Below are 26,221 nucleotides of genomic sequence, written 5' to 3'. Positions count from 1 at the left end.
TGTCGGGTACGGGGTTGGTCCCGTACCCGACACGGCCTTCGTGTCCGGATGGTTCAGGCGGTGCGCGCCGGTTCGCTGGCGTCGGTGGTCAGCTCGGCGAGGAGCTCGTTGACCTCGGACTCCCGGAACCGCCGGTGCCCGCCCGGGGTCCGGATCGAGCCGATCCGCCCTGCGGTCGCCCACCGGGTCACCGTCTTCGGGTCCACTCGGAACAGCGCTGCCACCTCGCCTGGGGTGAGCAGGCGTCCGCCCATCGTCGCGGTCATTTTCCGCCTCCTTAACGAACTCACTGCTATACCGGAGGCGTCCGGGCCCTTCTGCCCGTCGCGCCGGGGTAGCCAACAAGGCAATCGTTGCACTTCACCCGTCGGGTACTCGAACGGTTGTCCGCGAGTAAAGAGCCCTTAAAGGTCAAAACGGACAGCTTGTGCACGCTCAGCAACTACTGTCCGGTGACTTGACGTGCGGAGACGGCGCTCCGGCCGGTCCACGGCGGGAGGCGTGGTGCCAATGGGGGATTGTCCAACCGCATAGAGTGATCCCGTGGATCAGTTGGACCGGAAGATCATCGCAGCGTTGCGCATCAACGGACGGGCCACTTACGCCGACCTGGGCCGGGCCGTCGGGCTCTCCGCGTCGTCGGTGCACGAGCGGGTGGGCAAGCTGGAAGCGGCCGGCGTCATCACCGGCTACCACGCGGTCGTCGACCCCAGCTCCGTCGGGCTCGGCGTCACCGCCCTCGTCAGCATCCATCCGACCGACACGGCCACGGAGGACGACGTCGCCGACGCGCTCGCCGAGCTCGACGAGGTCGAGAGCTGCTACGCGGTGGCCGGCGACGAGGCCTTCGTCGTCAAAGTGCGCGTGTCGACCGTCGACGAGCTGGAACGCACGCTCGGCCGGCTGCGCCGCATCCCCGGCGTCGGGCGGACGAACACCACCGTGGTGCTCTCGACGCGGTTCGAGGGCCGCCCGAACAACGCGGGCCTGCAGAAGGACCGGCTGGGCGGGGCGTAGCCTGCGTTGGTGTGAGCGACGTGAAGGCCGACCACCTGCCCCGTGACCTGACGCTGTACCTGCTGGCGCGGTTCGTGCTGGTCGGGGTGATCGCGTGGGCGCTGGCCCTGACCGGGGTGCCGCTGCTGGTCGCCCTGCTGATCGGCCTGGTCGTCGGGCTGCCGCTCGGCCTGCTGCTGTTCCGCCCGCTCAACGCCCGCGTCACCGCCGGGCTGGCGAAGCGCAACGAGAAGCGGGCCCGCGCCCGGGCGCAGCTGCGCGCGCAGCTGCGTGGTGACACGGCCGCCGGGCAGCCCGAGTGAGCCGCCTGCACAGCCGCAGCTGGGTCCGGGAGGCCGTCCGGATCATCGAGGCCGACGCCAACCGCAGCGCCGACACGCACCTGCACGTCTTCCCGCTGCCCCCGGAGTGGGGCATCGACCTGTACCTCAAGGACGAGTCGGTCCACCCGACCGGCTCGCTCAAGCACCGGCTGGCCCGGTCGCTGTTCCTCTACGGGCTCGTCAACGGCCAGATCGGGCCGGACACCGTGCTCGTCGAGGCCTCCAGCGGCTCGACCGCGGTGTCCGAGGCCTACTTCGCCCGGATGCTCGGGCTGCGCTTCATCACGGTCGTGCCGCGGCGCACGTCGCAGGAGAAGGTCGCCCTCATCGAGTTCTACGGCGGCGAGTGCCACTTCGTCGACCAGGCGCCGGCGATGTACTCCGAGGCGGAACGGCTCGCGGCCGAGTGCGGCGGCCACTACCTCGACCAGTTCACCTACGCCGAGCGCGCGACGGACTGGCGGGGAAACAACAACATCGCCGAGTCGGTGTTCGCGCAGATGCGCTCGGAACGCCACCCGATCCCGGCCTGGATCGTCGTCGGGGCGGGCACGGGCGGTACGAGCGCCACCTTCGGCCGGTACGTCCGCTACAAGCGCCACACGACGAAGGTCTGCGTCGTCGACCCGGAGAACTCGTCGTTCTACGGCGCCTGGGAGACCGGGGCCCTGGACTACGGCACCGGCATGCCGTCGCGGATCGAGGGCATCGGACGCCCGCGCTGCGAGCCGTCCTTCGTGCCCGGCGTCATCGACGAGATGTTCCAGATCCCCGACGCCGGCTCCCTGGCGGCGATCCGGCTGCTGCGCGAGCGGACCGGGCACTGGGCGGGCGGCTCGACCGGCACCAACCTCTACGGCGCGTTCCGGCTCATCTCGCGCATGGTCGAGGACGGCCAGGCGGGCAGCGTCGTGACGCTGCTGTGCGACGGCGGCGAGCGGTACGCGCACACCTACTACAACGACGAGTGGCTGGCCCAGCAGAACCTGGACCTGGCGCCGCACACGGCGTTGTTCGAGGAGTTCCTGACCACCGGGAAGTTCCCGGAAAGCTAGATGTTCATGCCGACCGCGGTGAACACGGCCCACACCAGCATGGCCAGGCCGGTGTCCCGCAGGGCGGGGATCAGCTCGCGCCCGGTCTTCCCGCCGTGGACGGCGCCGACCGCCGGCAGCAGCAGGCCGATGGTCAGCCCGGCCAGCGCGGTCAACCCGTACCCGGCGCCGGCCATGACCACGCTGATCACGTACGGAACCGCCACCAGCACCAGGTAGAGCCGTCGCGTGCCCTTGTCGCCCAGGCGGGTGGCCAGGGTGCGCTTGCCGGACTCGACGTCGGTCGGGATGTCACGCAGGTTGTTGGCGGTCAGGACCGCCGTCGAGAAGCAGCCGATCGCGATTGCGCACAGCAGTGCCGCCCAGCTGACCCCGCCCGCTTGGACGTAGACCGTGCCGAGCACGCCGGCCAGGCCGAAGAACACGAAGACGGCGATCTCGCCGAAGCCGTAGTAGCCGTAGGGCTTCTTCCCACCGGTGTAGAACCACGCGCCGAGGATGCACAGCGCGCCCATCGCCAGCAGCCACCAGTGCCCGCTGACGGCCACCAGGACCAGCCCCAGCACCCCGGCCAGGCCCAGCGAGATCAGCGCGGCGGTCAGCACGGCCTTGGGGGCGGCGACGCCGGAGCCGACCAGCCGCAGCGGGCCGACGCGGTTCTCGTCCGTGCCGCGGATGCCGTCGGAGTAGTCGTTGGCGTAGTTGACGCCGACGATCAGCGAGAGGGAGACGAGCAGCGCCAGTGCCGACCGCCACCACGAGAACGCGTCCAGCGCGATCGCCGCGCCGGCCCCCGCCACCACCGGCGCCACCGCGTTGGGCAGCGTCCGCGGCCGGGCCCCTTCGATCCACTCGCTCAAGCTCGCCATGGCGCCATTCAACGCCATGGTGATCACGCCTGAGCGGGAACCCGTGAAGTCTTTCGGGGGTTCCGGGTGGCGGAGCCCCCGGCCCGGGGCGAAGCCCCGGACGTCACGGTCAGTCGCCGGTCGGCAGCTGCCAGACGAGCGACCCGCTGTTGGGGTCGACGCCGTCGGCCAGGGCCGTGCCCACGGGCAGGAGGACCCCCAGGGTGACGGCGGTGCTGATCAGAGCGGTGCGAAGCCAGCGCGTCATGGTGAGTAGCCAAGCGGGCGCACCCTGTGCGTGTCAACGAAGTGCCGCCATTCAGCCGCTCGAAGCCGGCCGGAACCGGGTCCGCACCGCCGCCCGGTCGACCTTGCCCGGCCCCCGCAGCGGCAGCTCAGTGCCGTATTCGAGGCGTTTCGGGGTCGACGCCGCGCCCAGTTCCGCGCGGACCGCCGCACGCAGGTCGCCGTGCTCACCTTCCGGGACGACCAGCGCCACCACGGCCTCGCCCCACTCCGCGTCGGGCACCCCGACGACGCAGGCGTCCCGCACCCCCGGCTGCGCGCGGAGGCACCGCTCGATCGCGTTCGCCGACACCTTCACCCCGCCGGTGTTGATCATGTCGTCGGCCCGGCCGAGGACCTCGACGCGGCCGTCGTCGTGCCGGACCCCCCGATCGGACGTCGTGAACCAGCCGTCCGAGAAGGACTCCGCGGTAAGGTCCGGCCGGCGCCGGTAGCCGTGGGCGAGGACGTCGCCGGCGATGCGGATCCGGTCACCGGAGACGTCGACGCGGACGCCGTCGAGCGGGAAGCCGTCGTAGACGCAGCCGCTCGCCGTCTCGCTCATCCCGTACGCCGGCACGATCCGCACGCCGGCGTCGGCGGCGCGCTCCCGCAGGGACGGTGGGGTCGCCGCCGCGCCGACCACGATCGCGTCGAACGTCTTCGCCGCCGAGAGCCCCGCGCCGCCGTCGTCGAGCAGGCGGACCAGCTGGGTCGGCACCAGCGCCGTGTACCGCGGGCCGCCCGTCAGCGCCGCGGCCGCGGCGGCGAAGTCGTCCGGGCGGAAGCCGGTGCCGGTCAGCCGCGCCGGCGTCGTCCCAGCCAGCAGCGACCGGACCAGCACCTGCAGCCCGCCGATGTAGTGCGCCGGCGTCGCCAGGAGCCAGTGCCCCGGCCCGCCGAGCCGGGCGTGCGTGGCCTCGGCGGACGCCGTCAGCGCGCGGGCCGACAGCAGCACACCCTTGGGCGCGCCGGTCGAGCCCGACGTGGCGATGACCACGGCGGTGCCCGGCTCCGCGGGCTCGTCCGGCGCCATGGCGTCGCGCAGCGCGGGGTCGGTGTACGGCAGCACCGCCGGGCCGCCGCCCAGCGCGTCCGCGACGGCTCTGGTCAGAGCGTCGAGCGCTTCGGGCGAGCCGTCGAGGTGGACGGGGAGCAGCTCAGTAGTAATAGGGGACGTCCTTGAAGTCGGGGTCGCGCTTCTCGAGGAACGCGTCACGGCCTTCGACGGCCTCGTCCTGCATGTAGGCCAACCGGGTGGTTTCGCCGGCGAACAGCTGCTGGCCGACGAGGCCGTCGTCGGGGAGGTTGAACGCGTACTTGAGCATCCGCTGCGCCGTCGGCGACTTGCGGGTGATCTCCCACGCCCAGGTCAGGGCCTCTTTTTCCAGGTCGGCGTGCGGGACGACGGCGTTGACGGCGCCCATCCGGTGCATCTGCTCGGCGGAGTACTCGCGGCCGAGGAAGAAGATCTCGCGGGCGAACTTCTGCCCGACCATCTTCGCCAGGTAGGCCGAGCCGTAACCGCCGTCGAACGAGCCGACGTCGGCGTCGGTCTGCTTGAACTTCGCGTGCTCGGCCGAGGCGAGGGTGAGATCGCACACGACGTGCAGGGAGTGCCCGCCGCCCGCGGCCCAGCCCGGCACCACCGCGATCACGGGTTTCGGCATGAACCGGATGAGCCGCTGGCACTCGAGGATGTGCAGCCGGCCGGCCCGCGCCGGGTCCACCGTGTCGGAGGTCTCCCCGCTCGCGTACTGATACCCGGACCGTCCGCGAATACGCTGGTCACCACCGGAGCAGAACGCCCACCCGCCGTCCTTGGGCGAGGGGCCGTTCCCGGTGAGCAGGACACAGCCGACGTCGGCGCTCATCCGGGCGTGGTCCAGCGCCCGGTAGAGCTCGTCGACGGTGTGCGGCCGGAAGGCGTTGCGGACCTCCGGGCGGTCGAACGCGATGCGCACGACGCGTTTGCCGCCGCGGCTCTCAGCGGAGCGGTGGTAGGTGATGTCGGTGAAGGCGAAACCTTCGACCTCGGTCCACGCGGCCGGATCGAACAGCTCGGAAACTCGGGCGTCATCCACGTTTGCGAGGATAGGACCTGTGGACATGACTAATGGCGGCGTACCAGGGGCGTGCCGGTGAACCCTTCCACCGCGCAGGCCAGGGTCATCGTCGACGAACTCGTCCGCAACACCGTTTCGCACGTCGTCCTCTGCCCCGGTTCCCGCAACGCGCCGCTGTCGATCGCCCTGTACGACGCGGCGGCGGCCGGGAAGCTGCGGCTGCACGTCCGCATCGACGAGCGCGGCGCCGCCTTCCTCGCGCTCGGCATCGCCGCCCGCACCGGCCGCCCGGTGGCCGTGCTCTGCACGTCCGGCACCGCGGCCGCGAACTTCCACCCCGCCGTCCTGGAGGCCGACCGGGCCGGCGTCCCGCTGATCGTCATGACCGCCGACCGGCCGCCCGAGCTGCGGGCCGCGGGGGCGTCGCAGGTCATCGACCAGCACCGGCTCTACGGCGACGCCATCCGCTACTTCGACGAGCTGGCCGTCGCCGAGCGGCGGGCCGGGCAGAACTCGTACTGGCGCAGCCAGATCTGCCGGGTGTGGAACGCCGCCTACGGCGAGTGGCGCTGCGGGCCGGTGCACCTGAACATCCCGTTCCGCGAGCCGCTCGTGCCGGATCTGGACGATGACGGTGAGTGGTACGAGTCCCTCGACGGCCGGGCCGACGGTTCGCGCTGGACCGAGCTGCCGGACTTCGGCGCGCTCCCGTCGTTCGTGGTGCCTTCGGCGCGCCACGGCCTGGTCATCGCGTGCGACACCGGCGTCCAGGCGGCCAGCGAGTGGGCCGAGCAGCACGGCTGGCCGGTGGTCTCGGAGACCGGCGGCCTCGGGCTGTCCGGCGGCACGGCGATCTCGTCCGGCGCGTGGCTGCTCGGCGTCGAGGAGTTCATCGGGAAGCACAAGCCGGAGCAGGTGCTCTGCCTGGGCCGTCCGACGGTGTTCCGGCAGATCCAGAAGGTGCTCTCGGACGCCTCGGTCGAGGTGCTGCTGGTCCGGCCCGACTCGGACTGGCCGGCCCCCGCGCACAACGTCCGGCAGGTCGGGCAGTGGTTCGACGAGCCGACCAAGCCCGCCGACCCGGAGTGGCTGGCGAGCTGGCGCCGCGCCGACGCCGCGGCCGCTTCCGCCGTCGCCGCGACGCTGGCCGACGAGCCGTGGCCCAGCGGTCTGCGGGTGGCGACCGAGCTGGTGGACGCGCTGCCGCCGGACTCCCTGCTGGTCGTCGGCTCGTCCAACCCGACCCGGGACGTCGCGCTGGCCGGACGGCTGCGGCCGGACGTCCTGGTGCACCGCAACCGCGGCGTCGCGGGCATCGACGGCATGGTCTCGACGGCCATCGGCGCCGCGTACGTGCACCGGGGCCCGTCCTACGCGCTGCTGGGCGACCTGACGTTCCTGCACGACGCGTCCGGGTTGCTGACCGGGCCCGCCGAGCAGCGTCCCGACCTGACGATCGTGGTGCTCAACGACGACGGCGGCGGCATCTTTTCCCTGCTCGAGCAGGGGGCACCGGAGCACTCGGCCAGCTTCGAGCGCGTCTTCGGCACCCCGCACGGGGCCGACCTGGGTGCGCTGTGCGCCGGCTACCGCGTCCCGCACGTCGTCGCGGAGACGCTGACGGAGTTCCGGGCGGCGCTGGAGCCGGCGCCGGGGCTGCGGGTCGTCGAGGTCCGGGTGGACCGGTCGCGGCACCGCGAGCTGCACGCCCGGCTGCGGGCGGCGGTGTCCTCGGCCGTTTCCGCGGTCTGACGTCAACCGCTTTCCGGGTGTAATCCCAGCAGGCAAGAAACCTCCCTTCGGCTGTTCCTGGGTTGTCCCTGGCTGGCTACGTTCGAGCGCGCTGCTTCTCACTCCTCTGGAGGAATTCGTATGCGTGCAAGAACGCGCACCGGCCTCGGGGCGCTCGCCGCCGGCGTCGTCTCGGTGCTGCTCGCCGGCACCGCGAGCGCGGCGCCCTCGCCCGGCGCCCCCGGTGCCGGCGACCCGTACTACCCGAACGCCGGCAACGGCGGCACGGACGTCCTGCACTACGACATCCGGCTGACGTACCAGCCCGCGACCGACGTCCTGTCCGGCACCACGACGCTGCTGCTCACCGCGACGCAGGACCTCTCGCGGTTCGACCTCGACTTCGCGCTGAAGGCGTCCAGCGTGCGGGTGAACAACCGGCCGGCGCAGTTCGCGAACCAGACCGGCAACGGCGAGATCGTCGTCACGCCGGCGCAGCCGCTGCTCAAGGGCCAGACCGCGACCGTCGTCGTCGCCTACGCGGACACGCCGTCGGCCGAGACGGTGGACGGCATCAACGCGTGGAAGAAGGGCTCCTTCGGCGCGCTCGGCATCGACGAGCCGCAGAGCTCGGCGTGGTGGTTCCCGGCCAACGACCACCCGACCGACAAGGCGACCTACGACGTCACGATCGAGGCGCCGGACGCCAACGCCGCCATCTCCAACGGCACCCTCGTCCGCAAGACGAAGAGCCGCGCGGGCTGGACCCGCTGGCAGTGGCGGAGCACCCAGCCGCAGGCGACGTACCTGACGTCGTTCATCGTCGGTCCCTACGAGGTCGTCGAGTCGACGACCCCCGACGGCAAGCCGTTCATCACGGCGTACGGCGCCGACCTCGGCGACTCGCTGTACGCGGCGAAGGCCAGCGTCGAGCGGACGCCGGAGATCAACGAGTTCCTGGCGACGCAGTTCGGGCCGTACCCGTTCGAGGCCGAGGGCGGCGTCGTGACCAGCGGCATCGGCTTCTCCCTGGAAAACCAGACCCGGCCGACGTACGGCGCCCGCAACTTCCGCGCGGGCTCGAACACGACGCTGATCGCGCACGAGAACGCCCACCAGTGGTTCGGCGACGACGTCTCCGTCGGCCGCTGGAGCGACATCTGGCTGAACGAGGGCTTCGCGTCCTACGCGGAGTGGCTGTGGTCGGAGCACGAAGGCGAGGGCACGGTCGCCGAGCTGGCGCAGTACACGTACGACTCGAACCCGGCCGACGGTGACCTGTGGAAGGTCGTCCCGGCCGACCCGGGCGCGGCCAACCAGTTCGACAACGCGGTCTACGACCGGGGCGCGCTGACGCTCCAGGCACTGCGGACCGCCGTCGGCGACCAGGCGTTCTTCGCCATCCTGAAGACGTGGCAGGCGCAGAAGGGCGGGTCGCACGGGCGGATCCTGGAGTTCATCGCGCTGGCGGAGAAGATCTCGGGCAAGCCCCTGCACGACCTGTTCCAGACCTGGCTGTACACGGCGGCCAAGCCGGCGGTCGGCCCGAACGGCGCTGCTGCTCCCGCCGCTGTTGCGGCCCGCTCGGCTGCGGCTCCCGCTCCGGTCAAGCCGCGTTCGTACGACCAGATCCAGGCGAACCACCGGTTCCTCGCCGCCGAACACGCGGGCTGAGCAAGCCCGCTACGCTCGCGGCGTGAGCACGAGAGGTGAGCGGGCGAGGCGCGTCGGGTGGTGGGCCACCCTCGGCGTCGCCTCGCTCCTCACGGTGATGTGCGTGTGCCTGCTGTTCGCGGCGATCCGCAACGACAGTGCGATCGAGGACCAGCTGGGCACGGCCACGGCCACGGTGGATTCGGTGGCGTTCGACCGGACGATCATCCACTTCGAGACCCCGGACGGGATCGTCCACAGCCCGGCTAACGGGGTGCTTTACCCGGACGGCTTGGCGGCCGGGCAGCTGGTGCGGATCGAGTACGACGCTTCGGATCCGGAGCTGGCCCGGGTGGCGGGCCGGTCGGCGACGCTGACGCTGCTGCCGCTGGGGAGTTTTGTGTTTTTCACCTGGCTGGTGGCGGGGCCGGCGCTTTGGTGGATCCGGCGGCAGAACAAGCGGGCGAAGGTTGCGGCCTGACGGGCTGCGTTGCCGGACGATTGTGGTTTCCCCGCTCCTCGTCCTCGATTGTTCAACACCGGAGAGCCGGCCTCAAGGGCGCCTTCGGCGTCGCTTCGCGATGAGCTTCGCTCACCCTTGACCCCGGCTCTCCGGTGCTGACTGCGGCTGGGACGAGGGGTGGGGGAGATGCAGGGCGGTCCGTGGTCTCGCTCGGTGGTTCCGTGCCGGTTGTGGACAGCTCAGCCCGTGGGCCGTCTCTTGCCGGCCGCCGCCTGCCCTCAGCCCGCCGTCTCCTGCCACCAGCCCAGCACCTCGTCCGCCACTCCCGGGGCGGCCACCAGCAAGCCGTCCGTTGGCAGGGCCGTGTCCTCGCCGTGCTTGTCCAGCACCACCGCTCCCGCCTCGATGGCCATGGCCACCGAGCCCGCCACGTCCCACTCGTGGTAGCTGTGCAGCACCGCCGCCGCCGCGTGACCCAGGGCCACCTGTGCGATCGACAGCGCCGCCGAGCCCAGTACCCGGACACCCGCGTGGGCTGCCGCCGCTCGCTCGATGAAGCCGCCCATTCCCGGCCAGGGGCCGCGGCGGGCCAGCTCTGTGCAGACGATCGCGCCCGCTGTCACGCAGCGGTCCGTCAGCTTGATCGGCTTGCCGTTCGCGCGGGCTCCCCGGCCGCGGGCCGCGGCGTAGATCTGGGCTCGGTACGGGTCCGCCACCACTCCCACCACGGGCCCGGAAGCGTCCACCAACGCCAGGCTGTACGCGCACCACGGCACGCCCGCCACGTAGTTCGCCGTGCCGTCCACCGAGTCCACCACCCAGCGGTACTCGGCGACGTCCGCGCCGTGGTCGGCGCCGAACTCGTGGCCGACCACCGGGATGCCCGGGAACTCCGCCGTCAGGACGCGCCGCGTGTGGCGCTCCAGAATGCGGTCCGTGTCGGTGACCCAGTCGAACGGCGAGTCCAGTGTCGAAGGGTGGGCGCCGCGGCCGGCGGTCGCGGTGATCACGTCGGTGGCGTCGTTGGCCAGCCGCCCGGCCACTTCGAGCGCCCTCGACAGCAGGCCGGGCTCGACGGGCCGCGGCGGCCGTGAGGACAAGAGGGTCATGCCTGCTTAGTCTGGGCCCCGCGGGTTTACGGCACACGACCTCCAGATGACATGTCGTGTCCGATCTTCGAACGGGCGCAGTGTTCGGGCACCGTTGGCCGGAGCGTCACGAGAGCGCCAGGATCGGGTGCGATCGTCCGAGGCGTGCGAGTCGCCATAGTCACCGAAAGTTTCCTGCCCCAGGTGAACGGCGTGACCAACTCCGTCCTGCGGGTCGTCGAGCACCTGCGCGAACGCGCGCACGACGTGCTGATCATCGCGCCCGGCCCGGGCCCGGACTCCTACCGCGGCGCCCCGGTGGTCCGGATCCCCGCGTTCGACGTCCCCGGCGTCAGCTCCCTGCCGATCGGCCTGCCGACGCGCACGGTGCTGAACGCGCTGGCCGCGTTCGGCCCGGACGTCGTGCACCTGGCGTCGCCGTTCGTCGTCGGCGCGCGCGGGCTCGCCGCCGCCAGACGGTTGCGGGTGCCCTCGATCGCCGTCTACCAGACCGACATCGCCGGGTTCGCCGCCGCGTACGGCTTCGGCATCGCCGCCCGCGCCGCGTGGCGCTGGGTGCGGCGGCTGCACTCGCGCGCCGACCGGACCCTCGCCCCGTCCAGCGACTCCGTCGAGCAGCTGCAGCTCCACGGCGTCCCGCGGGTGCACCGGTGGGCCCGCGGGGTCGACATCGACCGGTTCTCCCCGGCGCACGCCGACCCGGCGCTGCGGGCCGAGCTGGCTCCGGACGGCGAGCTGCTCGTCGGGTTCGTCGGCCGGCTGGCGCCCGAGAAGGAGGTCGACCGGCTGGCGGCGCTGGCCGGCGTGCCGGGGATCCGCGTGGTCGTCGTCGGCGACGGGCCCGAACTCGAAAACCTGAGGGAACAGCTGCCCGGAGCGGCCTTCCTCGGCGCGAAGTACGGCGAAGACCTCTCGAAGGCGTACGCGAGCTTCGACGTCTTCGTCCACACAGGACCGCACGAGACGTTCTGCCAGGCGGTGCAGGAGGCGATGGCCTCCGGGCTGCCGGTGCTCGCCCCGGAAGCCGGCGGCCCGAAGGACCTCGTCCTGCCCGGCCGCACCGGCTACCTGCTGCCCGCGGACCGCGAGCGCTTCGGACCGGCGCTGGTCGAGAAGGTCGACGCCCTGCGCGATGCGGCGTTGCGGGCGAGGCTCGGCGAGAAGGCGCGCAAGGTGGTGCTGGGCCGCACCTGGCCCGCCGTCTGCCACGAGCTGGTCGGCCACTACGAAGCCGTGCAGGGCCGGGCCGCCCGCGCGGCCTGAGGCGTGCACATCGTCCAGCTCGCGAACTTCTACGGACCGCGCTCGGGCGGGCTGCGCACGGCGCTGCACCACCTCGGCGCCGGCTACGTCGCCAGCGGGCACCGGGTGACGCTCGTGGTGCCCGGCACCCGGTACGCCGACGAGGTCCTGCCGACCGGCGTGCGCCGCTTTTCCCTGCCGGCGCCGAAGATCCCGGGCACCGGTGGTTACCGCGCCGTCGACCCGCAGCGGGTCCGCGCGGTGCTGCGGAAGCTAAAACCGGACCGCCTGGAGGTGTCCGACCGGCTGACGCTGCGGGGGATGGGCGGCTGGGCGCGGCGCCACGGCGTGCCCAGCACGGTCATCTCCCACGAGCGCCTCGACCGGCTGCTGGAGCAGTTCCTCCTGCCCGCGCCGATGGCCCGCCGCGTCGCCGACGCCGCGAACCGGCGGATGGCCGCGAGCTACGACACGGTGGTCTGCACGACGGCGTTCGCGCGCGCGGAGTTCGACCGGATCGCGGCGCCGAACGTGCGGCGCGTCCCGCTCGGTGTCGACCTCACGACGTTCCGGCCCGGCCGTCGCGACGACGGCTGGCGCGCCGGCCTCGCCGGGGGAGCGGACGTCCTGCTGGTCCACTGTGGACGCTTGTCGCCGGAGAAGCACGTGGAGCGCAGCGTGGACACCGTCGCCGAGCTGACGGAGGCGGGTGCGCGCGTGCGGCTGGTGGTGGCGGGCGACGGGCCGCGGCGGCGGGCCCTCGAGCGCCGGGCGCGCGGCCTGCCGGTGACGTTCCTCGGGTTCCTGCCGGGCCGCGGCGACGTCGCCCGGCTGCTGGCCAGCGCGGACGTCTCGCTGGCGCCCGGCCCGCACGAGACGTTCGGCCTCGCCGCGCTGGAGGCGCTGGCGTCCGGGACACCGGTGGTGGTGTCGGCGTCGTCGGCGCTGCGGGAGATCGTGCGTCCGGGCTGCGGCGCCGCGGTCGACGACCACGCCCCGGCGTTCGCCACGGCCGTGACGGACCTCCTGGACCGCCCCGAGGACCTACGCCGGGCCGCGGCGCGGGCCCGGGCGGAGGAGTTCACCTGGTCCGCGGCGGTGGCGGGGATGCTGGCCACCTTCCGCTGACCGGCGTCCGGGACCGGTCTAGATTCGTGTCATGTCACGCGCAAGCCTGGACAAGGACCCGCACGAAGTCGCCGCGATGTTCGACGGCGTCGCGGACGGGTACGACCGGGCGAACTCGTTCATGACCTTCGGCTTCGACCGGCGCTGGCGCACCACCACCGCCCGCGTGCTCGACGCCCGCCGCGGCGAGAAGGTCCTGGACCTGGCCGCCGGCACCGGGGTGTCCACCGTCGAGTACGCCCGTGGCGGCGCGTGGTGCCTGGCCGCGGACTTCTCCTTCGGCATGCTCCGCGCCGGGCTGCACCGGAACGTGCCGATGGTTGCGGCCGACGCGCTCAACCTGCCGTTCGCCGACGAGAGCTTCGACGCCGTGACGATCTCCCTCGCGCTGCGCAACTTCGTCGACACGAAGGCCGCGCTCACCGAGATCGCCCGGGTGGTCAAGCCGGGTGGCCGGCTGGTGATCTGCGAGGTGTCGACCCCGCCGTTCGCCCCGATCCGGTTCGTCCACCGGCGGTTCATGCTGAAGCTGCTCACCTGGGTCGGCAAGCGGACGTCGTCCAACCCCGAGGCGTACTCCTACCTGGCCGAATCGATGCTCGCCTGGCCCGACCAGCGCACGCTCGGCGAGATCATCGCGAGCGCGGGCTGGGCCGACGTCGAGTGGTTGAACCTCACATTCGGGGTCGTGGCGATCCACCGCGCGCGAAAGCCTGCCTAAACTCGCGTCCATGACGCGACGCACCGCAGACCAGGACGCCGAAGTCATCGTCGTCGGCGCCGGACCCGCCGGGTCCACCGTGGCCACCTACCTGGCCCGCGCGGGCGTCGACGTCCTCCTGCTGGAGAAGACCGAGTTCCCCCGCGAGAAGGTCTGCGGCGACGGCCTCACCCCGCGCGGCGTCAAGCAGCTCATCGACCTGGGTATCGACACCAGCGAGGACGCCGGCTGGGTGCACAGCCGCGGCCTGCGGATCCTCACCGGCGACCTGACGCTGGAACTCGACTGGCCGGACCTGACGAGCTACCCGCCGTACGGCGTTTCCCGCACCCGCCACGACTTCGACGACCTCCTCGCCAAGCTCGCCGTGAAGGCGGGCGCGCGGCTGTACGAGCGCACCACGGTCACCAGCGCGATCACAAACGCGAGCGGCCGCGTGGTCGGCGTCGAGGCGAAGGTCGGCCCGGAGCGGACGCCGGTGCACTACCGCGCGCCGCTGGTGCTGGCCTGCGACGGCGTCTCCGCGCGGCTCGCGCTGAGCGTCGGCATCCAGAAGAACGAGAAGCGCCCGATGGGCGTCGCGGTGCGCCAGTACTACAAGAGCCCGCGCCACGACGACCCGTTCATCGAGGGCCACCTCGAGCTGTGGGACCGCTCGGACCCGCGGGACCCGAAGCTGCTGCCGGGCTACGGCTGGGCGTTCCCGCTGGGCGACGGCACGGTGAACGTCGGCCTCGGCATGCTCTCGACGTCGGCGTCGTTCCGGAACACCGACTACCGCGCGCTGCTGCGCCAGTGGCTCGACGGGACGCCGGAGGAGTGGGGCTACCGCGAGGAGAACGCGATCGGCAAGGTCGGCGGCGCCGGGCTGCCGATGGGCTTCAACCGCACCCCCCACTACCGCGACGGCCTGCTGCTGCTCGGTGACGCGGGCGGCATGGTCAGCCCGTTCAACGGCGAAGGCATCTCGGCTGCCATGGAGTCCGCGCAGATCGCCGCGGAGGTCGTCGTGCAAGCGCTGGCCCGGCGGGAAGGCCCCTCCCGCGAGCGGGCGCTGGAGGCGTATCCGCGGGCCGTCGGCGAGCTGATGGGCGGCTACTACCAGCTGGGCAACGTCTTCGCGAAGATCATCGGAAAGCCGAAGATCATGCACGCGTGCACCAAGTACGGGCTGCGCATCAACAAGCTCCTCCCGCTGGTCTACAAGGGCCTCTCGGGCTGTTACGACGCCAAGGGCGGCGACGCCGTCGACCGCCTCATCTCCGCCCTGGCCCGCGCCACCCCCACCCCCCGCTGACCCGAGCCCGCACTTTCACGTGAAAGTGCGGGCCCCTGGTGGGCACTTTCACGTGAAAGTGCGGCTCTTTGCGCGCGCGGACACTCGGGTGGACCAACAAGTTGGCCGTGCGGTCAGTGGGATACGTCACAGGTCAGCGCCGGTTTTGTCCGGCCGGGTAGCGGTTTTGGGGCACCTTCGCGCAGGTCGCGCGTGCGGTGTTGCCGACCCGTGACAACGATGGCGACGGAAGTTAGGCGACCCTCATAACACGGGGTACTAGGGACAAGAGTGTGAGTCGCGTCCTAGACTCCCCCCATGCTTTGTGAATCCCTTCACATCCGCGACGAGTGGCTTGTGAACTATTTCACAAGCGAGCTGTGTTTTCCCTCTGAGTTTTCCCTCTGGGCCCAGCCACGGGCCGTAAGGAGACCCTGACCCTCGGCGGTGTGACCCAGGTCCCTTAGGGTGCCGACGAGGCCCAGCGGTTCCCCACCACAAGCACAACCGCAGCGGCGCGGAAAGGATGGCGAAGACCCCGTGCTGACGTTGCTGACCCGGACCGACACGGTGCAGCTGGCGCAAGAGGCCCCGAGCCTCAAGCCCTACCTGCCCTTGGTCCTGTTGTTCGTGCTGGCGCTCGGTTTCGCCGTGCTGTCGGTCCTGCTGGGCCCGCTCGTCGGCCCCAGCCGGTACAACAAGGCCAAGCTGGCCGCCTACGAATGCGGCATCGAGCCGTCCCCGCAGCCGCTCGTCGGCGCCGGGCGGATGCCGGTCGCGTACTACATCACCGCGATGCTGTTCATCCTGTTCGACATCGAGATGGTCTTCCTCTACCCGTTCGCCGTGCAGGCGGACGCGCTGGGCACGTTCGGCCTGGTGGAGATCCTGCTGTTCATCGCGACGGTCGGCTTCGCGTACGCCTACGTGTGGCGGCGCGGCGGCCTGGATTGGAACTAGACCCATGGGCCTCGAAGAGAAACTCCCCAACGGCATCCTGCTGGCCAGTCTCGAAGGTCTCGTCAACTGGTCGCGGAAGAACTCGATGTGGCCGGCCACCTTCGGGCTCGCCTGCTGCGCGATCGAGATGATGACCGTCGGCGGTTCCCGCTACGACATCGCCCGCTTCGGCATGGAGCGCTTCAGCGCGACGCCGCGGCAGGCCGACCTGATGATCGTCGCCGGGCGGGTCACGCAGAAGATGGCGCCGGTCCTGCGCCAGATCTACGACCAGATGGCGGAGCCCAAGTGGGTGCTCGCCATGGGCGTCTGCGCCTCCTCCGGCGGCATGTTCAACAACTACGCCGTGGTCCAGGGCGTGGACCACATCGTGCCGGTGGACATGTACCTGCCCGGCTGCCCGCCGCGGCCGGAGATGCTGCTGGACGCGATCCTCAAGCTGCACGCCAAGATCCAGGACGAGCCGATCAACGCCCGCCGCGCCGCCATCCGCGCCGCCAGCGGGGCCCGCACCGAGCTCGTCGCGTCGTCGATCAAGTACGCGAAGAAGTAGAGCGATGACTGAAACTCCTGAGACCGGCGGCGAGCAGTCCAGCGCCGACCGCCCCGACGCGGGCCTGACGGCGAAGGGGCCGGGTTCGGCCGAAGCCGTCGTCACGGGTCGGGAACGCCAGGGCATGTTCGGTGTCCGGGGCAGCGGCGACACCTCCGGCTACGGCGGCGTCCGGCTCCCGGCCTACAGCCCGGCGCCGGCCGAGCGCCCGTACGGCGGCTGGTTCGACCAGTTCGCCGACGAGTTCTACGCCGCGCTGGCCGAGCGCAAGATCCCCGCCGAGGCGATCCTGCAGACGACGGTCGACCGCGGCGAGATCACCTTCTACGTCGCCCGCGAGCACCTGCCCGCCATCGCGAAGACGCTGCGCGACGACGGCGGCCTCCGCTTCGAGCTGCTGTCCTCGGTGTCCGGAGTGGACTACGGCGTCGACGTCCCGCAGCGGCTGCACGCGGTCTACCACTTCACGTCGCTGACCTACCGGCGCCGGATCCGGCTCGAGGTCACCCTCGACGTCGAGGACGCGCACGTGCCGTCGCTGGTGGAGCTCTACCCGACCGCCGACTGGCAGGAGCGGGAAGCCTGGGACATGTTCGGGATCGTCTTCGACGGCCACCCGGCGCTGACCCGGATCCTCATGCCGGACGACTGGGACGGCCACCCCCAGCGCAAGGACTACCCGCTCGGCGGGATCCCGGTCGAATACAAGGGCGCGGAGATCCCGCCGCCGGACCAGCGGAGGTCGTACTCGTGAGCAGCACCGAGAACCTTTCCGACGTCACCACGGGAACTTCGACCACGCCTGAAGGCAGCGACAGCACCGACGACAAGGCCGGCACCGGCAACGTCGGTTACGCCGACTCCCGCGACACCACCGAAGGCCGCGTCTACACGGTCTCCGGCGGCGACTGGGACGACGTCCTCGCCGACGCCCAGCACGACGAGCGCATGGTCATCAACATGGGCCCGCAGCACCCGTCGACGCACGGCGTGCTCCGGCTCGTGCTGGAGATGGAGGGCGAGACCGTCACGCAGCTGCGGTCGGTCATCGGCTACCTGCACACCGGCATCGAGAAGAACTGCGAGTACCGGACCTGGACCCAGGGCGTCACCTTCGTGACGCGGATGGACTACCTAGCCCCGCTGTCGACGGAGATGGCGTACTGCCTCGGCGTCGAGAAGCTGCTGCAGATCGAAGCCCCGCGGCGCGCGCAGCTGCTGCGTGTGCTGCTGCTGGAGATCAACCGGATCGGCTCGCACCTGGTCTACATCGCCACTGGCGGCATGGAGCTCGGCGCCACCACCGCGATGACGCTGGGCTTCCGCGAGCGCGAAGAGGTGCTGCACCTGCTGGAGCACCTGACCGGCCTGCGGATGAACCACGCGTTCATCCGCCCCGGCGGCCTCGCGCAGGACATGCCGGCGGACTACCGCGAGAAGGTCACCGACTTCGTCAAGACGATGAAGAAGCGCCTTCCGCTGTACGACAAGCTGTTCACCGGCCAGCCGATCTGGCGCAACCGGCTCAAGGGCGTCGGCTACCTGCCGGTCGACGCGTGCCTCGCGCTCGGCGTCACCGGCCCGGTGCTGCGCAGCGCCGGCCTGCCGTGGGACCTGCGCAAGACCGAGCCGTACTCCTGCTACGACGAGTTCGACTTCGACGTCCCGGTCGACAACGGGGCCGACTGCTGGTCGCGCTACCTGATCCGCGTCCACGAGATGCACGAGAGCCTCAAGATCATCGAGCAGTGCCTGGAGAAGCTCGAGCCGGGCCCGGTCATGGTCGAGGACAAGAAGATCGCGTGGCCCGCGCAGCTGTCCATCGGCAGCGACGGCATGGGCAACTCGCTCGAGCACGTCAAGAAGATCATGGGCCAGTCCATGGAGTCCCTGATCCACCACTTCAAGCTGGTCACCGAGGGCTTCAAGGTGCCGGCCGGGCAGGCCTACGCGTCGGTCGAGTCACCGCGCGGCGAGCTGGGCGTGCACCTGGTCTCCGACGGCGGCACGCGGCCGCTGCGGGTCCACGTGCGGGACCCGAGCTTCGTGAACCTGCAGTCGATGCCCGCAATGGCCGAAGGCGGCCTGGTCGCGGACGTGATCGCCGCCATCGCCTCGATCGACCCCGTCATGGGGGGAGTGGACCGATGACCTCAGCAGTTCCCGAGCCGGGCCCCGGCTACGCCGCGTCGACCCACGCGGCGGCCGGTCCGGACACCGACGTCGTCGCCATCGCGCCGGACCCGGAAGTGGCCGCCGGAATCATCACCGAGACGCCGCTGGAAGACATCTTCGACGCGGACGTCCACGCCAAGGCCCAGGACCTGATCGCGCGCTACCCGATGTCCCGCTCGGCGCTGCTGCCGATGCTGCACCTCGTGCAGTCGGTGCAGGGTTACGTCAGCCAGGAGGGCATCGCGTTCTGCGCGCAGCAGCTCGACCTGTCCGACGCCGAGGTCAGCGCGGTCGCGACGTTCTACACGATGTACAAGCGGCGTCCGTGCGGCGAGCACCTCGTGAGCGTCTGCACCAACACGCTGTGCGCGGCCATGGGCGGCGACGCGATCTACCGGAAGCTCCAAACGCACCTCGGTTCCGAGGAACAGCCGCTGGGGCACAACGAGACCGCGGGCACGCCGAACGAGCCGGGCTCGATCACCCTCGAGCACGCCGAGTGCCTCGCGGCCTGCGACCTCGCGCCGGTCATCCAGGTCAACTACGAGTACTTCGACAACCAGACCGAGGAGAAGGCCGTCGCGCTGGTCGACGCGCTGCAGGCGGGCAAGAAGCCGGCCCCGACGCGCGGTGCCCCGCTGACGAGCTTCAAGGGCGCCGAGCTGCAGCTCGCCGGGTTCTTCCCGGAGGACGAAGCGACCTACCGCGCCGACGTCGACGGGCCGTCGCAGGCCGTCGAGACGCTCCGGGGCGCGCAGCTCGCGCAGGAGCGCGGCTGGGTCGCCCCGGTGGCTTCCGATGTCCCCCTTCCCGAGGTGGAGAAGAAGTAATGGCCGACCCCATCACTCCGGTCCTCACGAAGCGCTGGCTGTCGCCGAACTCCTGGCAGATCGGCCAGTACGAGGCCCTCGAGGGCTACACCGCGATCCGCAAGGCCCTCGCGGGGACGCCGGAGCAGCTCGTCCAGCTGATCAAGGACTCCGGCCTGCGCGGCCGCGGCGGCGCGGGCTTCCCGGCCGGTATCAAGTGGTCCTTCATGCCGCCGAACTTCGACAAGCCGCACTACCTGGTGATCAACGCCGACGAGGGCGAGCCGGGGACCTGCAAGGACATCCCGCTGATGATGGCGGACCCGCACTCGCTCATCGAGGGCTGCATCATCGCCTCGTACGCGATGCGGTCCAACCACTGCTTCATCTACGTCCGCGGCGAGGCGCTGCACTGCATCCGCCGCCTCAACGCGGCCGTGCGCGAAGCCGAAGCGGCGGGCTACCTGGGCGAGAACATCCTCGGCTCCGGCTTCGACCTCAAGATCACCGTCCACGCGGGAGCGGGCGCGTACATCTGCGGCGAAGAGACGGCGCTGCTCGACTCGCTCGAGGGCCGTCGCGGCCAGCCGCGGCTCAAGCCGCCGTTCCCGGCCGCCGCGGGGCTCTACGCCGCGCCGACCACGGTGAACAACGTCGAGACCATCGCGAGCGCGCCCTACATCGTCAACGCCGGTTCGAGCTGGTTCCGCGAGATGGGCCGCGAGAAGTCGCCCGGCCCGAAGATCTACTCGATCTCCGGCCACGTCGAGCACCCCGGCCAGTACGAGTGCCCCCTCGGCACCACGCTGCGCGAGCTGCTGGACATGGCGGGCGGCATGAAGGACGGCATCCCGCTCAAGTTCTGGACCCCGGGCGGCTCGTCGACGCCGATGTTCACCGCCGAGCACCTCGACGTTCCCCTGGACTTCGAAGGCGCGGCGGAAGCCGGCTCCATGCTGGGCACCACCGCCGTCCAGGTCTTCAACGAGACCGTGTCGGTGCCGTGGGCCGTGATGAAGTGGACGCAGTTCTACGAGCACGAGTCCTGCGGCAAGTGCACGCCGTGCCGCGAAGGCACGTACTGGCTGGCGCAGATCCTCGAGCGGATGGTCGAAGGCCACGGCACCGAAGAGGACATCGACACCCTCCTCGACGTCTGCGACAACATCCTCGGCCGGTCGTTCTGCGCACTCGGCGACGGCGCGGTGTCGCCGATCACCAGCGGCATCAAGTACTTCCGCGACGAGTTCCTCGCGCTGTGCGAGGCGAACCGGCACGAACAGACCAAGCCCGAACTCGTGGGAGCGCAGGCATCATGACGATCGCGCCCGACAAGCCCGAAACGGCCGAGACGCCGGTCCCGGAAGGCCACGTCAAGCTGGTCATCGACGGCGAAGAGGTCATCGCCCCCAAGGGCGAGCTGCTGATCCGCACGGCCGAACGCCTCGGCACGGTCATCCCGCGGTTCTGCGACCACCCGCTCCTCTCCCCGGCCGGCGCCTGTCGCCAGTGCCTGGTGGAGGTCGAGATGGGCGGCCGGCCGATGCCGAAGCCGCAGGCGTCCTGCACGATGACCGTCGCCGACGGCATGGTCGTCAAGACGCAGCTGACGTCGCCGGTCGCGGACAAGGCCCAGCAGGGTGTGATGGAGCTGCTGCTCATCAACCACCCGCTGGACTGCCCGGTCTGCGACAAGGGCGGCGAGTGCCCGCTGCAGAACCAGGCGCTGGCCCACGGCCGCACGGAGTCCCGGTTCGTCGACACCAAGCGGACGTTCCCGAAGCCGCTGCCGATCTCCACGCAGGTGCTGCTCGACCGCGAACGCTGCGTGCTGTGCCAGCGCTGCACCCGGTTCTCCAGCGAGATCGCCGGCGACCCGTTCATCGAGCTCCTCGAACGCGGCGCCCACCAGCAGATCGGCACCGCGGAGACGGCGGACGTCCTGGACCTGGCCTCGCGGACGACGTCCGGCCAGCCGTTCCAGAGCTACTTCTCCGGCAACGTCATCCAGATCTGCCCGGTCGGCGCCCTGACCAGCGCCGCCTACCGGTTCCGCTCGCGGCCGTTCGACCTGGTGTCCGCGCCGAGCGTCTGCGAGCACTGCTCGTCCGGCTGCGCCGAGCGGACCGACTTCCGCCGCGGCAAGGTCCAGCGCAAGCTGGCCGGCGACGACCCCGAAGTCAACGAAGAGTGGATCTGCGACAAGGGCCGGTTCGCCTTCCGCTACACCGGTGCCGAGGACCGCATCCGCCGGCCGCTGGTCCGCAACCGTGAGACCGGCGAGCTGGCCGAGGCGTCCTGGACCGACGCGCTGCGCGCCGCGGCCGCCGGGCTCGTCGAAGCCCGCAGAGAAGGCGGCGTCGGCGTCCTGACCGGGGGCAGGCTGACCGTCGAGGACGCCTACGCGTACTCGAAGTTCGCCCGCGTCGCCCTGCAGACCAACGACGTGGACTTCCGCGCCCGCCCGCACTCGGCCGAGGAACTCGCGTTCCTCACCTCGCACGTCGTGGGCGTGACGCCGGAGTCCGGCGTCACCTTCGGCGAGATCGAGCGGGCCCGCACGGTCCTGTGCGTCGCGTTCGAGCCCGAGGACGAGGCCCCGATCGTGTTCCTGCGGCTGCGCAAGGCGGCCCGCCGGAACCAGACCCGGGTCGTCCACCTGGGACAGTGGACGACGTCGTCGGTGCGCAAGACGTTCGGCGAGCTGCTCGCCTGCGTCCCCGGCCAGGAGGCCGCGGCCGTCGAAGGCATCACCAAGCACGCGCCGGACCTCGACGAGGCCCTGCGCGGCGAAGGCGCCGTCGTCCTGGTCGGCGAGCGCGCCGCCGCGATCCCCGGCTTGCTCGCCGCCCTGCACGACCTGATCGAGCGCACCGGCGTCCGGCTCGCGTGGATCCCGCGCCGCGCCGGCGACCGGGGTGCGCTGGAGACCGGCTGCGTGCCGTCGCTGCTGCCCGGCGGCCGCCGGGTCGGCGACGACGCCGCCCGCGTCGCCGTCGAAAACGCCTGGGGCGTCCCGATCCCGGCCACCCCGGGCCGCGACACGACCGACATCCTGCTGGCCACCGCGGCCGGCGAGCTCGGCGGCCTGGTCGTCGGCGGTGTCGACCCGTTCGACCTGCCGGACCCGGACCTCGCGCTGCGCGCGCTGGACGCGGCCGGGTTCGTGGTCAGCCTCGAACTGCGGCACAGCGCGGTGACCGAGCGCGCGGACGTCGTGCTCCCGGTGGCCGCGTCGGACGAGAAGTCCGGCAGCTACCTCAACTGGGAGGGCCGCACCCGCCCGTTCGACACGACCATCGAAGGCACCGGCACCCTGCCGGACTGCCGGGTGCTCGACACCCTCGCCGTCGAGATGGACGCGGACCTGTTCACGCAGACGCCGTCCGCCGCCCGTGGCGACTTCGAGAAGCTGGGCCAGGCCTCGGCGCTGCGCTGGAGCCACGTCGCCGCCGAGGTCGCGCCGCCCGCGACGCCGGGTGCCGGCCAGGCGATCCTGTCGACCTGGCGCCAGCTGATCGACAACGGTTCGCTGCAGGACGGCGAGCCGCACCTCAAGGGCACCCAGCGCACGCCGGTCGCGCGGCTGTCCGCGAAGACCGCCGAAGGGCTGGGCGTCACCGTCACGGTGAGCACCGAACGCGGTGCGATCACGCTGCCGGTGGAGGTCGCCGACCTGCCCGACGGCGTCGTGTGGCTGCCGGGCAACTCCGACGGCTCCGCCGTGTTCAAGACGCTCGGTGCCGGGCACGGCGCCGTCGTGAACCTCGCTGGAGGTGGGCAATGACCCCGCTGCTGACCGAAGCTGCTGTCGGGAGTGTGCCCGACGCGGCCACGCGGGCGGCACTGCTGGCGGACGACCCGTTCTGGCTGATCCTGCTCAAGTGCGTGGTCATCCTGCTGATCGGGCCGATCATGACGATCTTCCTGATCGTCTGGGAGCGCAAGGCGGTCGGCCGGATGCAGAACCGGCCCGGCCCCAACCGGGTCGGCCCCGGCGGCTACCTGCAGTCCCTGGCGGACGCGATCAAGCTGCCGTTCAAGGAACAGATCATCCCGGACACCGCCGACCGCAAGGTGTACTTCCTCGCCCCGGTCGTCTGCGTGGTGCCGTCGCTGATCGCGCTGTCGGCCATCCCGTTCGGGCCGGTCGTGTCGATCTTCGGCGAGCGGACCGTGCTGCAGCTGCTCGACCTGCCGGTCAGCGCGCTGGTGATCCTGGCCTGCTCCTCGATCGGCGTTTACGGCCTCGTGCTCGCCGGCTGGTCGTCCGGCTCGCCGTACCCGCTGCTCGGCGGCATGCGCAGCGCGGCGCAGGTGATCTCCTACGAGATCGCGATGGGCCTGTCGATCGTCGCGGTGATCCTGCAGGCGGGGTCGCTGAACCTGGCCGACATCGTCGGCAAGCAGCAGCCGGCGTGGTTCCTCTACCTGGTCCCGAGCTTCGTGATCTACCTGATCTCGATGGTCGGCGAGACCAACCGGGCCCCGTTCGACCTCCCGGAGGCCGAGTCGGAGCTGGTCGGCGGCTTCCACACCGAGTACAGCTCGATGAAGTTCGCGATGTTCTTCCTCGCCGAGTACGTCAACATGGTGATCGTCTCGGCGTTCGCGACGACGCTGTTCCTCGGCGGCTGGATGGCCCCGTGGCCGCTGTCGCTGATCGGGAACAACGTGCTCAACACCGGCTGGTGGCCGGTGCTGTGGTTCTTCGCGAAGATGTTCGTCCTGCTGTTCGGGTTCATCTGGCTGCGCGGCACGCTGCCCCGCCTGCGCTACGACCAGTTCATGCGCCTGGGCTGGAAGGTCCTGGTCCCGCTGAACCTGGTGTGGATCATCATGGTGACCTTCGCGAAGGTCATCACCTGGAACACCGCGTCCATCATCATCGCCGCGGTCGCGATCTTCATCGTCGTCGCGCTGTTCTTCTACGTCCGCGCGTCGGGCCGCGAAGAGGAGAGCGAATCCATCCCGGTGACCGGCGGCGGCTTCCCGGTCCCGCCGCTGGACCTCAAGGTCCCGCAGACCACCCCGCGTCAGAAGGCTTTGGCCAAGGCCGAGGCGAAGGCGGCCCGCCGCAAGCCGGCGGCCGTCGGTACCGCACAGGAAGGGGCACAAGATGGGGTTTCTTGATCCCGTCAAGGGCTTCGGCGTCACCTTCGGGATGATGTTCAAGAAGGTCGCCACCGAGGAGTACCCGGAGGCCGGCGCGCCCGCCGCCCCGCGTTACCACGGACGGCACCAGCTGAACCGCCACCCGGACGGCCTCGAGAAGTGCGTCGGCTGCGAGCTGTGCGCGTGGGCGTGCCCGGCGGACGCGATCTTCGTCGAGGGCGGTGACAACACCGAGGAGGCCCGGTTCTCGCCGGGCGAGCGGTACGGCGCGGACTACCAGATCAACTACCTGCGCTGCATCGGCTGCGGCCTCTGCATCGAGGCGTGCCCGACCCGGTCGCTGACCATGATCAACTTCTACGAGCTGGCCGACGACGACCGCCAGCGGCTGATCTACACGAAGGAAGACCTGCTCGCCCCGCTGCTGCCCGGCATGGAGCAGCCGCCGCACCCGATGCGGCTCGGCGAGAACGAGCAGGACTACTACGTGAACGGCCCCGAACTGGCACGCGGGGAGGGCGCCAAATGATCGCCGCACTCCTGGCCCAAGCGCCCAATGCTTCCGCGGGTGTGTCCACCGGCGAGGCCATCGCGTTCTGGATCCTCGGCCCGCTGTCCCTGCTCGGCGCGCTCGGCATGATCTTCTCCCGCAACGCCGTCCACTCGGCGCTGTGGCTGGTGCTGACCATGCTGAGCCTGGGCGCGCTGTACATGATCCAGTCGGCGCCGTTCCTCGGCTTCACGCAGATCATCGTCTACACCGGCGCGATCATGATGCTGTTCCTGTTCGTGCTGATGCTGGTCGGCCGCGAGAGCTCCGACTCGGTCGTCGAAGTCCTCCGTGGACAGCGGCTGGCCGCGACCGTGCTCGGCATCGGGCTGGCCGCGCTGCTGGCCACCGGCATCTACCGGGCCATGGAGAACGTCACCCCGGCCATCCCGCTCGACTCGGCCACCCCGGCCGGTGGCGGGCCGAAGGGGCTGGGCCGGCTGATCTTCACCGACTACCTGTTCCCGTTCGAGCTGACCTCGGCGCTGCTCATCACCGCCGCGATCGGCGCGATGGTGCTGGCCTTCACCGACCGGCACGCCAAAGGCGGGAAGCTCTCGCAGCGGGAACTGGTGCTGCTCCGCTTCCGCGGCGAGCACGACCGGCCGTCGCCGCTGCCCGGCCCGGGTGTCTTCGCCACCGCCAACTCGGTGGCCACCCCGGCGCTGCTGCCGGACGGCACGATCGCCCCGGAGTCGCTGTCGGCGATCATCGAGTCCACCTCGGCGATCGAGCTGGCGAAGGACCGCAAGCTCGTGGCGGACGAAGGCCCGAAGCCGGACGCGCACGCGCTGGTCGGCTCCGAAGGCGCGGAAACCGAAGGGGAGAAGGCATGACCCCGACGTACTACCTGCTGCTGTCGGCGTTGCTGTTCGCGCTCGGCGCGGTCGGCGTGCTGGTGCGGCGCAACGCGATCGTCGTGTTCATGTGCATCGAGCTGATGCTGAACGCGGTGAACCTGTCGCTGGTCACCTTCGCCCGGATCAACGGCGGGCTCGACGGCCAGATCATGGCGTTCTTCGTCATGGTCGTCGCGGCCGCCGAGGTCGTGGTCGGCCTGGCGATCATCATGGCCATCTTCCGCACCCGGCGCTCGGCCTCGGTCGACGACACCAACCTGCTGAAGTACTAGGAGACACCGA

At 71.0% G+C, this 26,221-nt stretch carries 27 protein-coding genes; 21 read left to right on the top strand and 6 right to left on the bottom strand.

Translation table 11 applies throughout. From position 1 onward, the window contains the following. Positions 1-53: 53 nt before the first annotated feature. Positions 54-266: a BldC family transcriptional regulator gene (locus Q5425_RS42690; protein ID WP_086837800.1), complete on the bottom strand. Its 213-nt coding sequence runs from the start codon at positions 264-266 to the stop codon at positions 54-56. A 277-nt stretch (positions 267-543) separates the two neighbouring features. Here Q5425_RS42690 and Q5425_RS42685 point away from each other — a divergent pair, with 277 nt between their 5' ends. The 3 genes from Q5425_RS42685 to Q5425_RS42675 are packed head-to-tail and all read left to right on the top strand — an operon-like array spanning position 544 to position 2,395. Then, positions 544-1,017, top strand: coding sequence for an Lrp/AsnC family transcriptional regulator (locus Q5425_RS42685; RefSeq protein ID WP_308678144.1), 474 nt, complete (start codon positions 544-546; stop codon positions 1,015-1,017). Positions 1,018-1,028: 11 nt separating this feature from the next. Beyond that, positions 1,029-1,319 carry a DUF4229 domain-containing protein gene (locus Q5425_RS42680; protein ID WP_308678143.1) on the top strand — a complete coding sequence of 97 codons (291 nt, stop codon included), beginning with the start codon at positions 1,029-1,031 and terminating at the stop codon, positions 1,317-1,319. After that, a complete protein-coding gene (locus tag Q5425_RS42675; RefSeq protein ID WP_308678142.1) occupies positions 1,316-2,395 on the top strand; it encodes a PLP-dependent cysteine synthase family protein in 1,080 nt (359 codons plus the stop codon). The genes Q5425_RS42680 and Q5425_RS42675 overlap by 4 nt, the downstream gene beginning before the upstream one ends. On the opposite strand, the gene Q5425_RS42670 is transcribed toward Q5425_RS42675, so the two are convergent. From Q5425_RS42670 to Q5425_RS42655, 4 genes are all read right to left on the bottom strand, one after another. Then, positions 2,392-3,264, bottom strand: coding sequence for a 1,4-dihydroxy-2-naphthoate polyprenyltransferase (locus tag Q5425_RS42670; protein WP_308678141.1), 873 nt, complete (start codon positions 3,262-3,264; stop codon positions 2,392-2,394). The genes Q5425_RS42675 and Q5425_RS42670 overlap by 4 nt on opposite strands. A gap of 109 nt (positions 3,265-3,373) precedes the next feature. Continuing rightward, on the bottom strand, positions 3,374-3,511 hold the full coding sequence (locus Q5425_RS42665; protein WP_308678140.1) for a hypothetical protein: 138 nt from the start codon (positions 3,509-3,511) through the stop codon (positions 3,374-3,376). A 51-nt stretch (positions 3,512-3,562) separates the two neighbouring features. Further along, a complete protein-coding gene (gene menE / locus Q5425_RS42660; protein ID WP_308678215.1) occupies positions 3,563-4,687 on the bottom strand; it encodes an o-succinylbenzoate--CoA ligase in 1,125 nt (374 codons plus the stop codon). Position 4,688: 1 nt separating this feature from the next. Continuing rightward, entirely contained in the window at positions 4,689-5,612 is a 924-nt protein-coding gene (locus tag Q5425_RS42655) for a 1,4-dihydroxy-2-naphthoyl-CoA synthase (protein WP_308678139.1), read from the bottom strand. Between the two features lie 57 nt (positions 5,613-5,669). Between Q5425_RS42655 and menD the strand changes: the two genes are divergently transcribed. The 3 genes from menD (at position 5,670) to Q5425_RS42640 (ending at position 9,459) form a co-directional block, all read left to right on the top strand. Next, positions 5,670-7,346, top strand: coding sequence for a 2-succinyl-5-enolpyruvyl-6-hydroxy-3-cyclohexene-1-carboxylic-acid synthase (menD, locus tag Q5425_RS42650; RefSeq protein WP_308678138.1), 1,677 nt, complete (start codon positions 5,670-5,672; stop codon positions 7,344-7,346). Between the two features lie 120 nt (positions 7,347-7,466). Continuing rightward, entirely contained in the window at positions 7,467-8,999 is a 1,533-nt protein-coding gene (locus Q5425_RS42645) for a M1 family metallopeptidase (RefSeq protein ID WP_308678137.1), read from the top strand. A 22-nt stretch (positions 9,000-9,021) separates the two neighbouring features. Next, complete coding sequence (locus tag Q5425_RS42640; protein ID WP_308678136.1) at positions 9,022-9,459, top strand: DUF3592 domain-containing protein; 438 nt, start codon at positions 9,022-9,024, stop codon at positions 9,457-9,459. 260 nt (positions 9,460-9,719) lie between these two features. Here the strand turns inward: Q5425_RS42640 and Q5425_RS42635 are convergent, their stop codons facing one another. Next, a complete protein-coding gene (locus Q5425_RS42635) occupies positions 9,720-10,550 on the bottom strand; it encodes an inositol monophosphatase (RefSeq protein ID WP_308678135.1) in 831 nt (276 codons plus the stop codon). 192 nt (positions 10,551-10,742) lie between these two features. On the opposite strand from Q5425_RS42635, the gene Q5425_RS42630 reads away from it, so the two are divergent. The 15 genes from Q5425_RS42630 (at position 10,743) to nuoK (ending at position 26,211) form a co-directional block, all read left to right on the top strand. Further along, entirely contained in the window at positions 10,743-11,813 is a 1,071-nt protein-coding gene (locus Q5425_RS42630) for a glycosyltransferase family 1 protein (protein ID WP_308678134.1), read from the top strand. 3 nt (positions 11,814-11,816) lie between these two features. Next, the gene (locus Q5425_RS42625) at positions 11,817-12,920 is read left to right on the top strand and encodes a glycosyltransferase family 1 protein (RefSeq protein ID WP_308678133.1); all 1,104 of its coding nucleotides are present in this window, start codon (positions 11,817-11,819) and stop codon (positions 12,918-12,920) included. Between the two features lie 31 nt (positions 12,921-12,951). Further along, complete coding sequence (locus tag Q5425_RS42620; RefSeq protein WP_308678132.1) at positions 12,952-13,641, top strand: demethylmenaquinone methyltransferase; 690 nt, start codon at positions 12,952-12,954, stop codon at positions 13,639-13,641. Between the two features lie 10 nt (positions 13,642-13,651). Next, positions 13,652-14,938 (top strand): geranylgeranyl reductase family protein, encoded by a 1,287-nt coding sequence (locus Q5425_RS42615; RefSeq protein ID WP_308678131.1) that lies wholly within the window; start codon positions 13,652-13,654, stop codon positions 14,936-14,938. Positions 14,939-15,457: 519 nt separating this feature from the next. Continuing rightward, positions 15,458-15,877 (top strand): NADH-quinone oxidoreductase subunit A, encoded by a 420-nt coding sequence (locus Q5425_RS42610; protein WP_308678130.1) that lies wholly within the window; start codon positions 15,458-15,460, stop codon positions 15,875-15,877. 4 nt (positions 15,878-15,881) lie between these two features. Then, positions 15,882-16,430, top strand: coding sequence for an NADH-quinone oxidoreductase subunit B family protein (locus Q5425_RS42605; protein WP_020643101.1), 549 nt, complete (start codon positions 15,882-15,884; stop codon positions 16,428-16,430). A 4-nt stretch (positions 16,431-16,434) separates the two neighbouring features. After that, the gene (locus Q5425_RS42600) at positions 16,435-17,184 is read left to right on the top strand and encodes an NADH-quinone oxidoreductase subunit C (RefSeq protein WP_308678129.1); all 750 of its coding nucleotides are present in this window, start codon (positions 16,435-16,437) and stop codon (positions 17,182-17,184) included. Beyond that, entirely contained in the window at positions 17,181-18,581 is a 1,401-nt protein-coding gene (locus Q5425_RS42595; RefSeq protein ID WP_308678128.1) for an NADH-quinone oxidoreductase subunit D, read from the top strand. The genes Q5425_RS42600 and Q5425_RS42595 overlap by 4 nt, the downstream gene beginning before the upstream one ends. Continuing rightward, the gene (nuoE, locus tag Q5425_RS42590) at positions 18,578-19,435 is read left to right on the top strand and encodes an NADH-quinone oxidoreductase subunit NuoE (protein ID WP_308678127.1); all 858 of its coding nucleotides are present in this window, start codon (positions 18,578-18,580) and stop codon (positions 19,433-19,435) included. Before Q5425_RS42595 ends, nuoE begins: the two co-directional genes overlap by 4 nt. Then, positions 19,435-20,733 carry an NADH-quinone oxidoreductase subunit NuoF gene (nuoF, locus tag Q5425_RS42585; RefSeq protein WP_308678126.1) on the top strand — a complete coding sequence of 433 codons (1,299 nt, stop codon included), beginning with the start codon at positions 19,435-19,437 and terminating at the stop codon, positions 20,731-20,733. The genes nuoE and nuoF overlap by 1 nt, the downstream gene beginning before the upstream one ends. Continuing rightward, positions 20,730-23,201, top strand: a complete 2,472-nt coding sequence (locus Q5425_RS42580; protein WP_308678125.1) for an NADH-quinone oxidoreductase subunit G — start codon at positions 20,730-20,732, stop codon at positions 23,199-23,201. The genes nuoF and Q5425_RS42580 overlap by 4 nt, the downstream gene beginning before the upstream one ends. Further along, the gene (nuoH, locus tag Q5425_RS42575) at positions 23,198-24,547 is read left to right on the top strand and encodes an NADH-quinone oxidoreductase subunit NuoH (RefSeq protein WP_308678124.1); all 1,350 of its coding nucleotides are present in this window, start codon (positions 23,198-23,200) and stop codon (positions 24,545-24,547) included. The genes Q5425_RS42580 and nuoH overlap by 4 nt, the downstream gene beginning before the upstream one ends. Further along, positions 24,534-25,058: an NADH-quinone oxidoreductase subunit NuoI gene (gene nuoI, locus Q5425_RS42570; protein ID WP_103337332.1), complete on the top strand. Its 525-nt coding sequence runs from the start codon at positions 24,534-24,536 to the stop codon at positions 25,056-25,058. Before nuoH ends, nuoI begins: the two co-directional genes overlap by 14 nt. Next, positions 25,055-25,915 carry an NADH-quinone oxidoreductase subunit J gene (locus Q5425_RS42565; protein WP_308678123.1) on the top strand — a complete coding sequence of 287 codons (861 nt, stop codon included), beginning with the start codon at positions 25,055-25,057 and terminating at the stop codon, positions 25,913-25,915. The genes nuoI and Q5425_RS42565 overlap by 4 nt, the downstream gene beginning before the upstream one ends. Continuing rightward, a complete protein-coding gene (gene nuoK, locus Q5425_RS42560) occupies positions 25,912-26,211 on the top strand; it encodes an NADH-quinone oxidoreductase subunit NuoK (RefSeq protein WP_003081840.1) in 300 nt (99 codons plus the stop codon). The genes Q5425_RS42565 and nuoK overlap by 4 nt, the downstream gene beginning before the upstream one ends. Positions 26,212-26,221: the final 10 nt, after the last annotated feature.

This window comes from Amycolatopsis sp. A133, assembly GCF_031082405.1.
In the GTDB taxonomy this organism is placed as follows: Bacteria; Actinomycetota; Actinomycetes; order Mycobacteriales; family Pseudonocardiaceae; genus Amycolatopsis.
The sequence above is the reverse complement of the archived record's forward strand: the minus strand, read 5'-3'. Positions and strand labels throughout refer to the sequence as shown.

Bases quoted from the DNA above. Each gene is read 5' to 3' on its own strand.
- Q5425_RS42600 (WP_308678129.1), top strand. From the start codon at position 16,435: ATGACTGAAACTCCTGAGACCGGCGGCGAGCAGTCCAGCGCCGACCGC.
- Q5425_RS42645 (WP_308678137.1), top strand. From the start codon at position 7,467: ATGCGTGCAAGAACGCGCACCGGCCTCGGGGCGCTCGCCGCCGGCGTC.
- nuoH (WP_308678124.1), top strand. From the start codon at position 23,198: ATGACCCCGCTGCTGACCGAAGCTGCTGTCGGGAGTGTGCCCGACGCG.
- Q5425_RS42580 (WP_308678125.1), top strand. From the start codon at position 20,730: ATGACGATCGCGCCCGACAAGCCCGAAACGGCCGAGACGCCGGTCCCG.
- Q5425_RS42690 (WP_086837800.1), bottom strand. From the start codon at position 266: ATGACCGCGACGATGGGCGGACGCCTGCTCACCCCAGGCGAGGTGGCA.
- Q5425_RS42605 (WP_020643101.1), top strand. From the start codon at position 15,882: ATGGGCCTCGAAGAGAAACTCCCCAACGGCATCCTGCTGGCCAGTCTC.
- Q5425_RS42670 (WP_308678141.1), bottom strand. From the start codon at position 3,264: ATGGCGAGCTTGAGCGAGTGGATCGAAGGGGCCCGGCCGCGGACGCTG.
- nuoK (WP_003081840.1), top strand. From the start codon at position 25,912: ATGACCCCGACGTACTACCTGCTGCTGTCGGCGTTGCTGTTCGCGCTC.
- nuoF (WP_308678126.1), top strand. From the start codon at position 19,435: ATGGCCGACCCCATCACTCCGGTCCTCACGAAGCGCTGGCTGTCGCCG.
- Q5425_RS42565 (WP_308678123.1), top strand. From the start codon at position 25,055: ATGATCGCCGCACTCCTGGCCCAAGCGCCCAATGCTTCCGCGGGTGTG.
- nuoI (WP_103337332.1), top strand. From the start codon at position 24,534: ATGGGGTTTCTTGATCCCGTCAAGGGCTTCGGCGTCACCTTCGGGATG.
- Q5425_RS42665 (WP_308678140.1), bottom strand. From the start codon at position 3,511: ATGACGCGCTGGCTTCGCACCGCTCTGATCAGCACCGCCGTCACCCTG.
- Q5425_RS42620 (WP_308678132.1), top strand. From the start codon at position 12,952: ATGTCACGCGCAAGCCTGGACAAGGACCCGCACGAAGTCGCCGCGATG.
- Q5425_RS42615 (WP_308678131.1), top strand. From the start codon at position 13,652: ATGACGCGACGCACCGCAGACCAGGACGCCGAAGTCATCGTCGTCGGC.
- nuoE (WP_308678127.1), top strand. From the start codon at position 18,578: ATGACCTCAGCAGTTCCCGAGCCGGGCCCCGGCTACGCCGCGTCGACC.
- Q5425_RS42635 (WP_308678135.1), bottom strand. From the start codon at position 10,550: ATGACCCTCTTGTCCTCACGGCCGCCGCGGCCCGTCGAGCCCGGCCTG.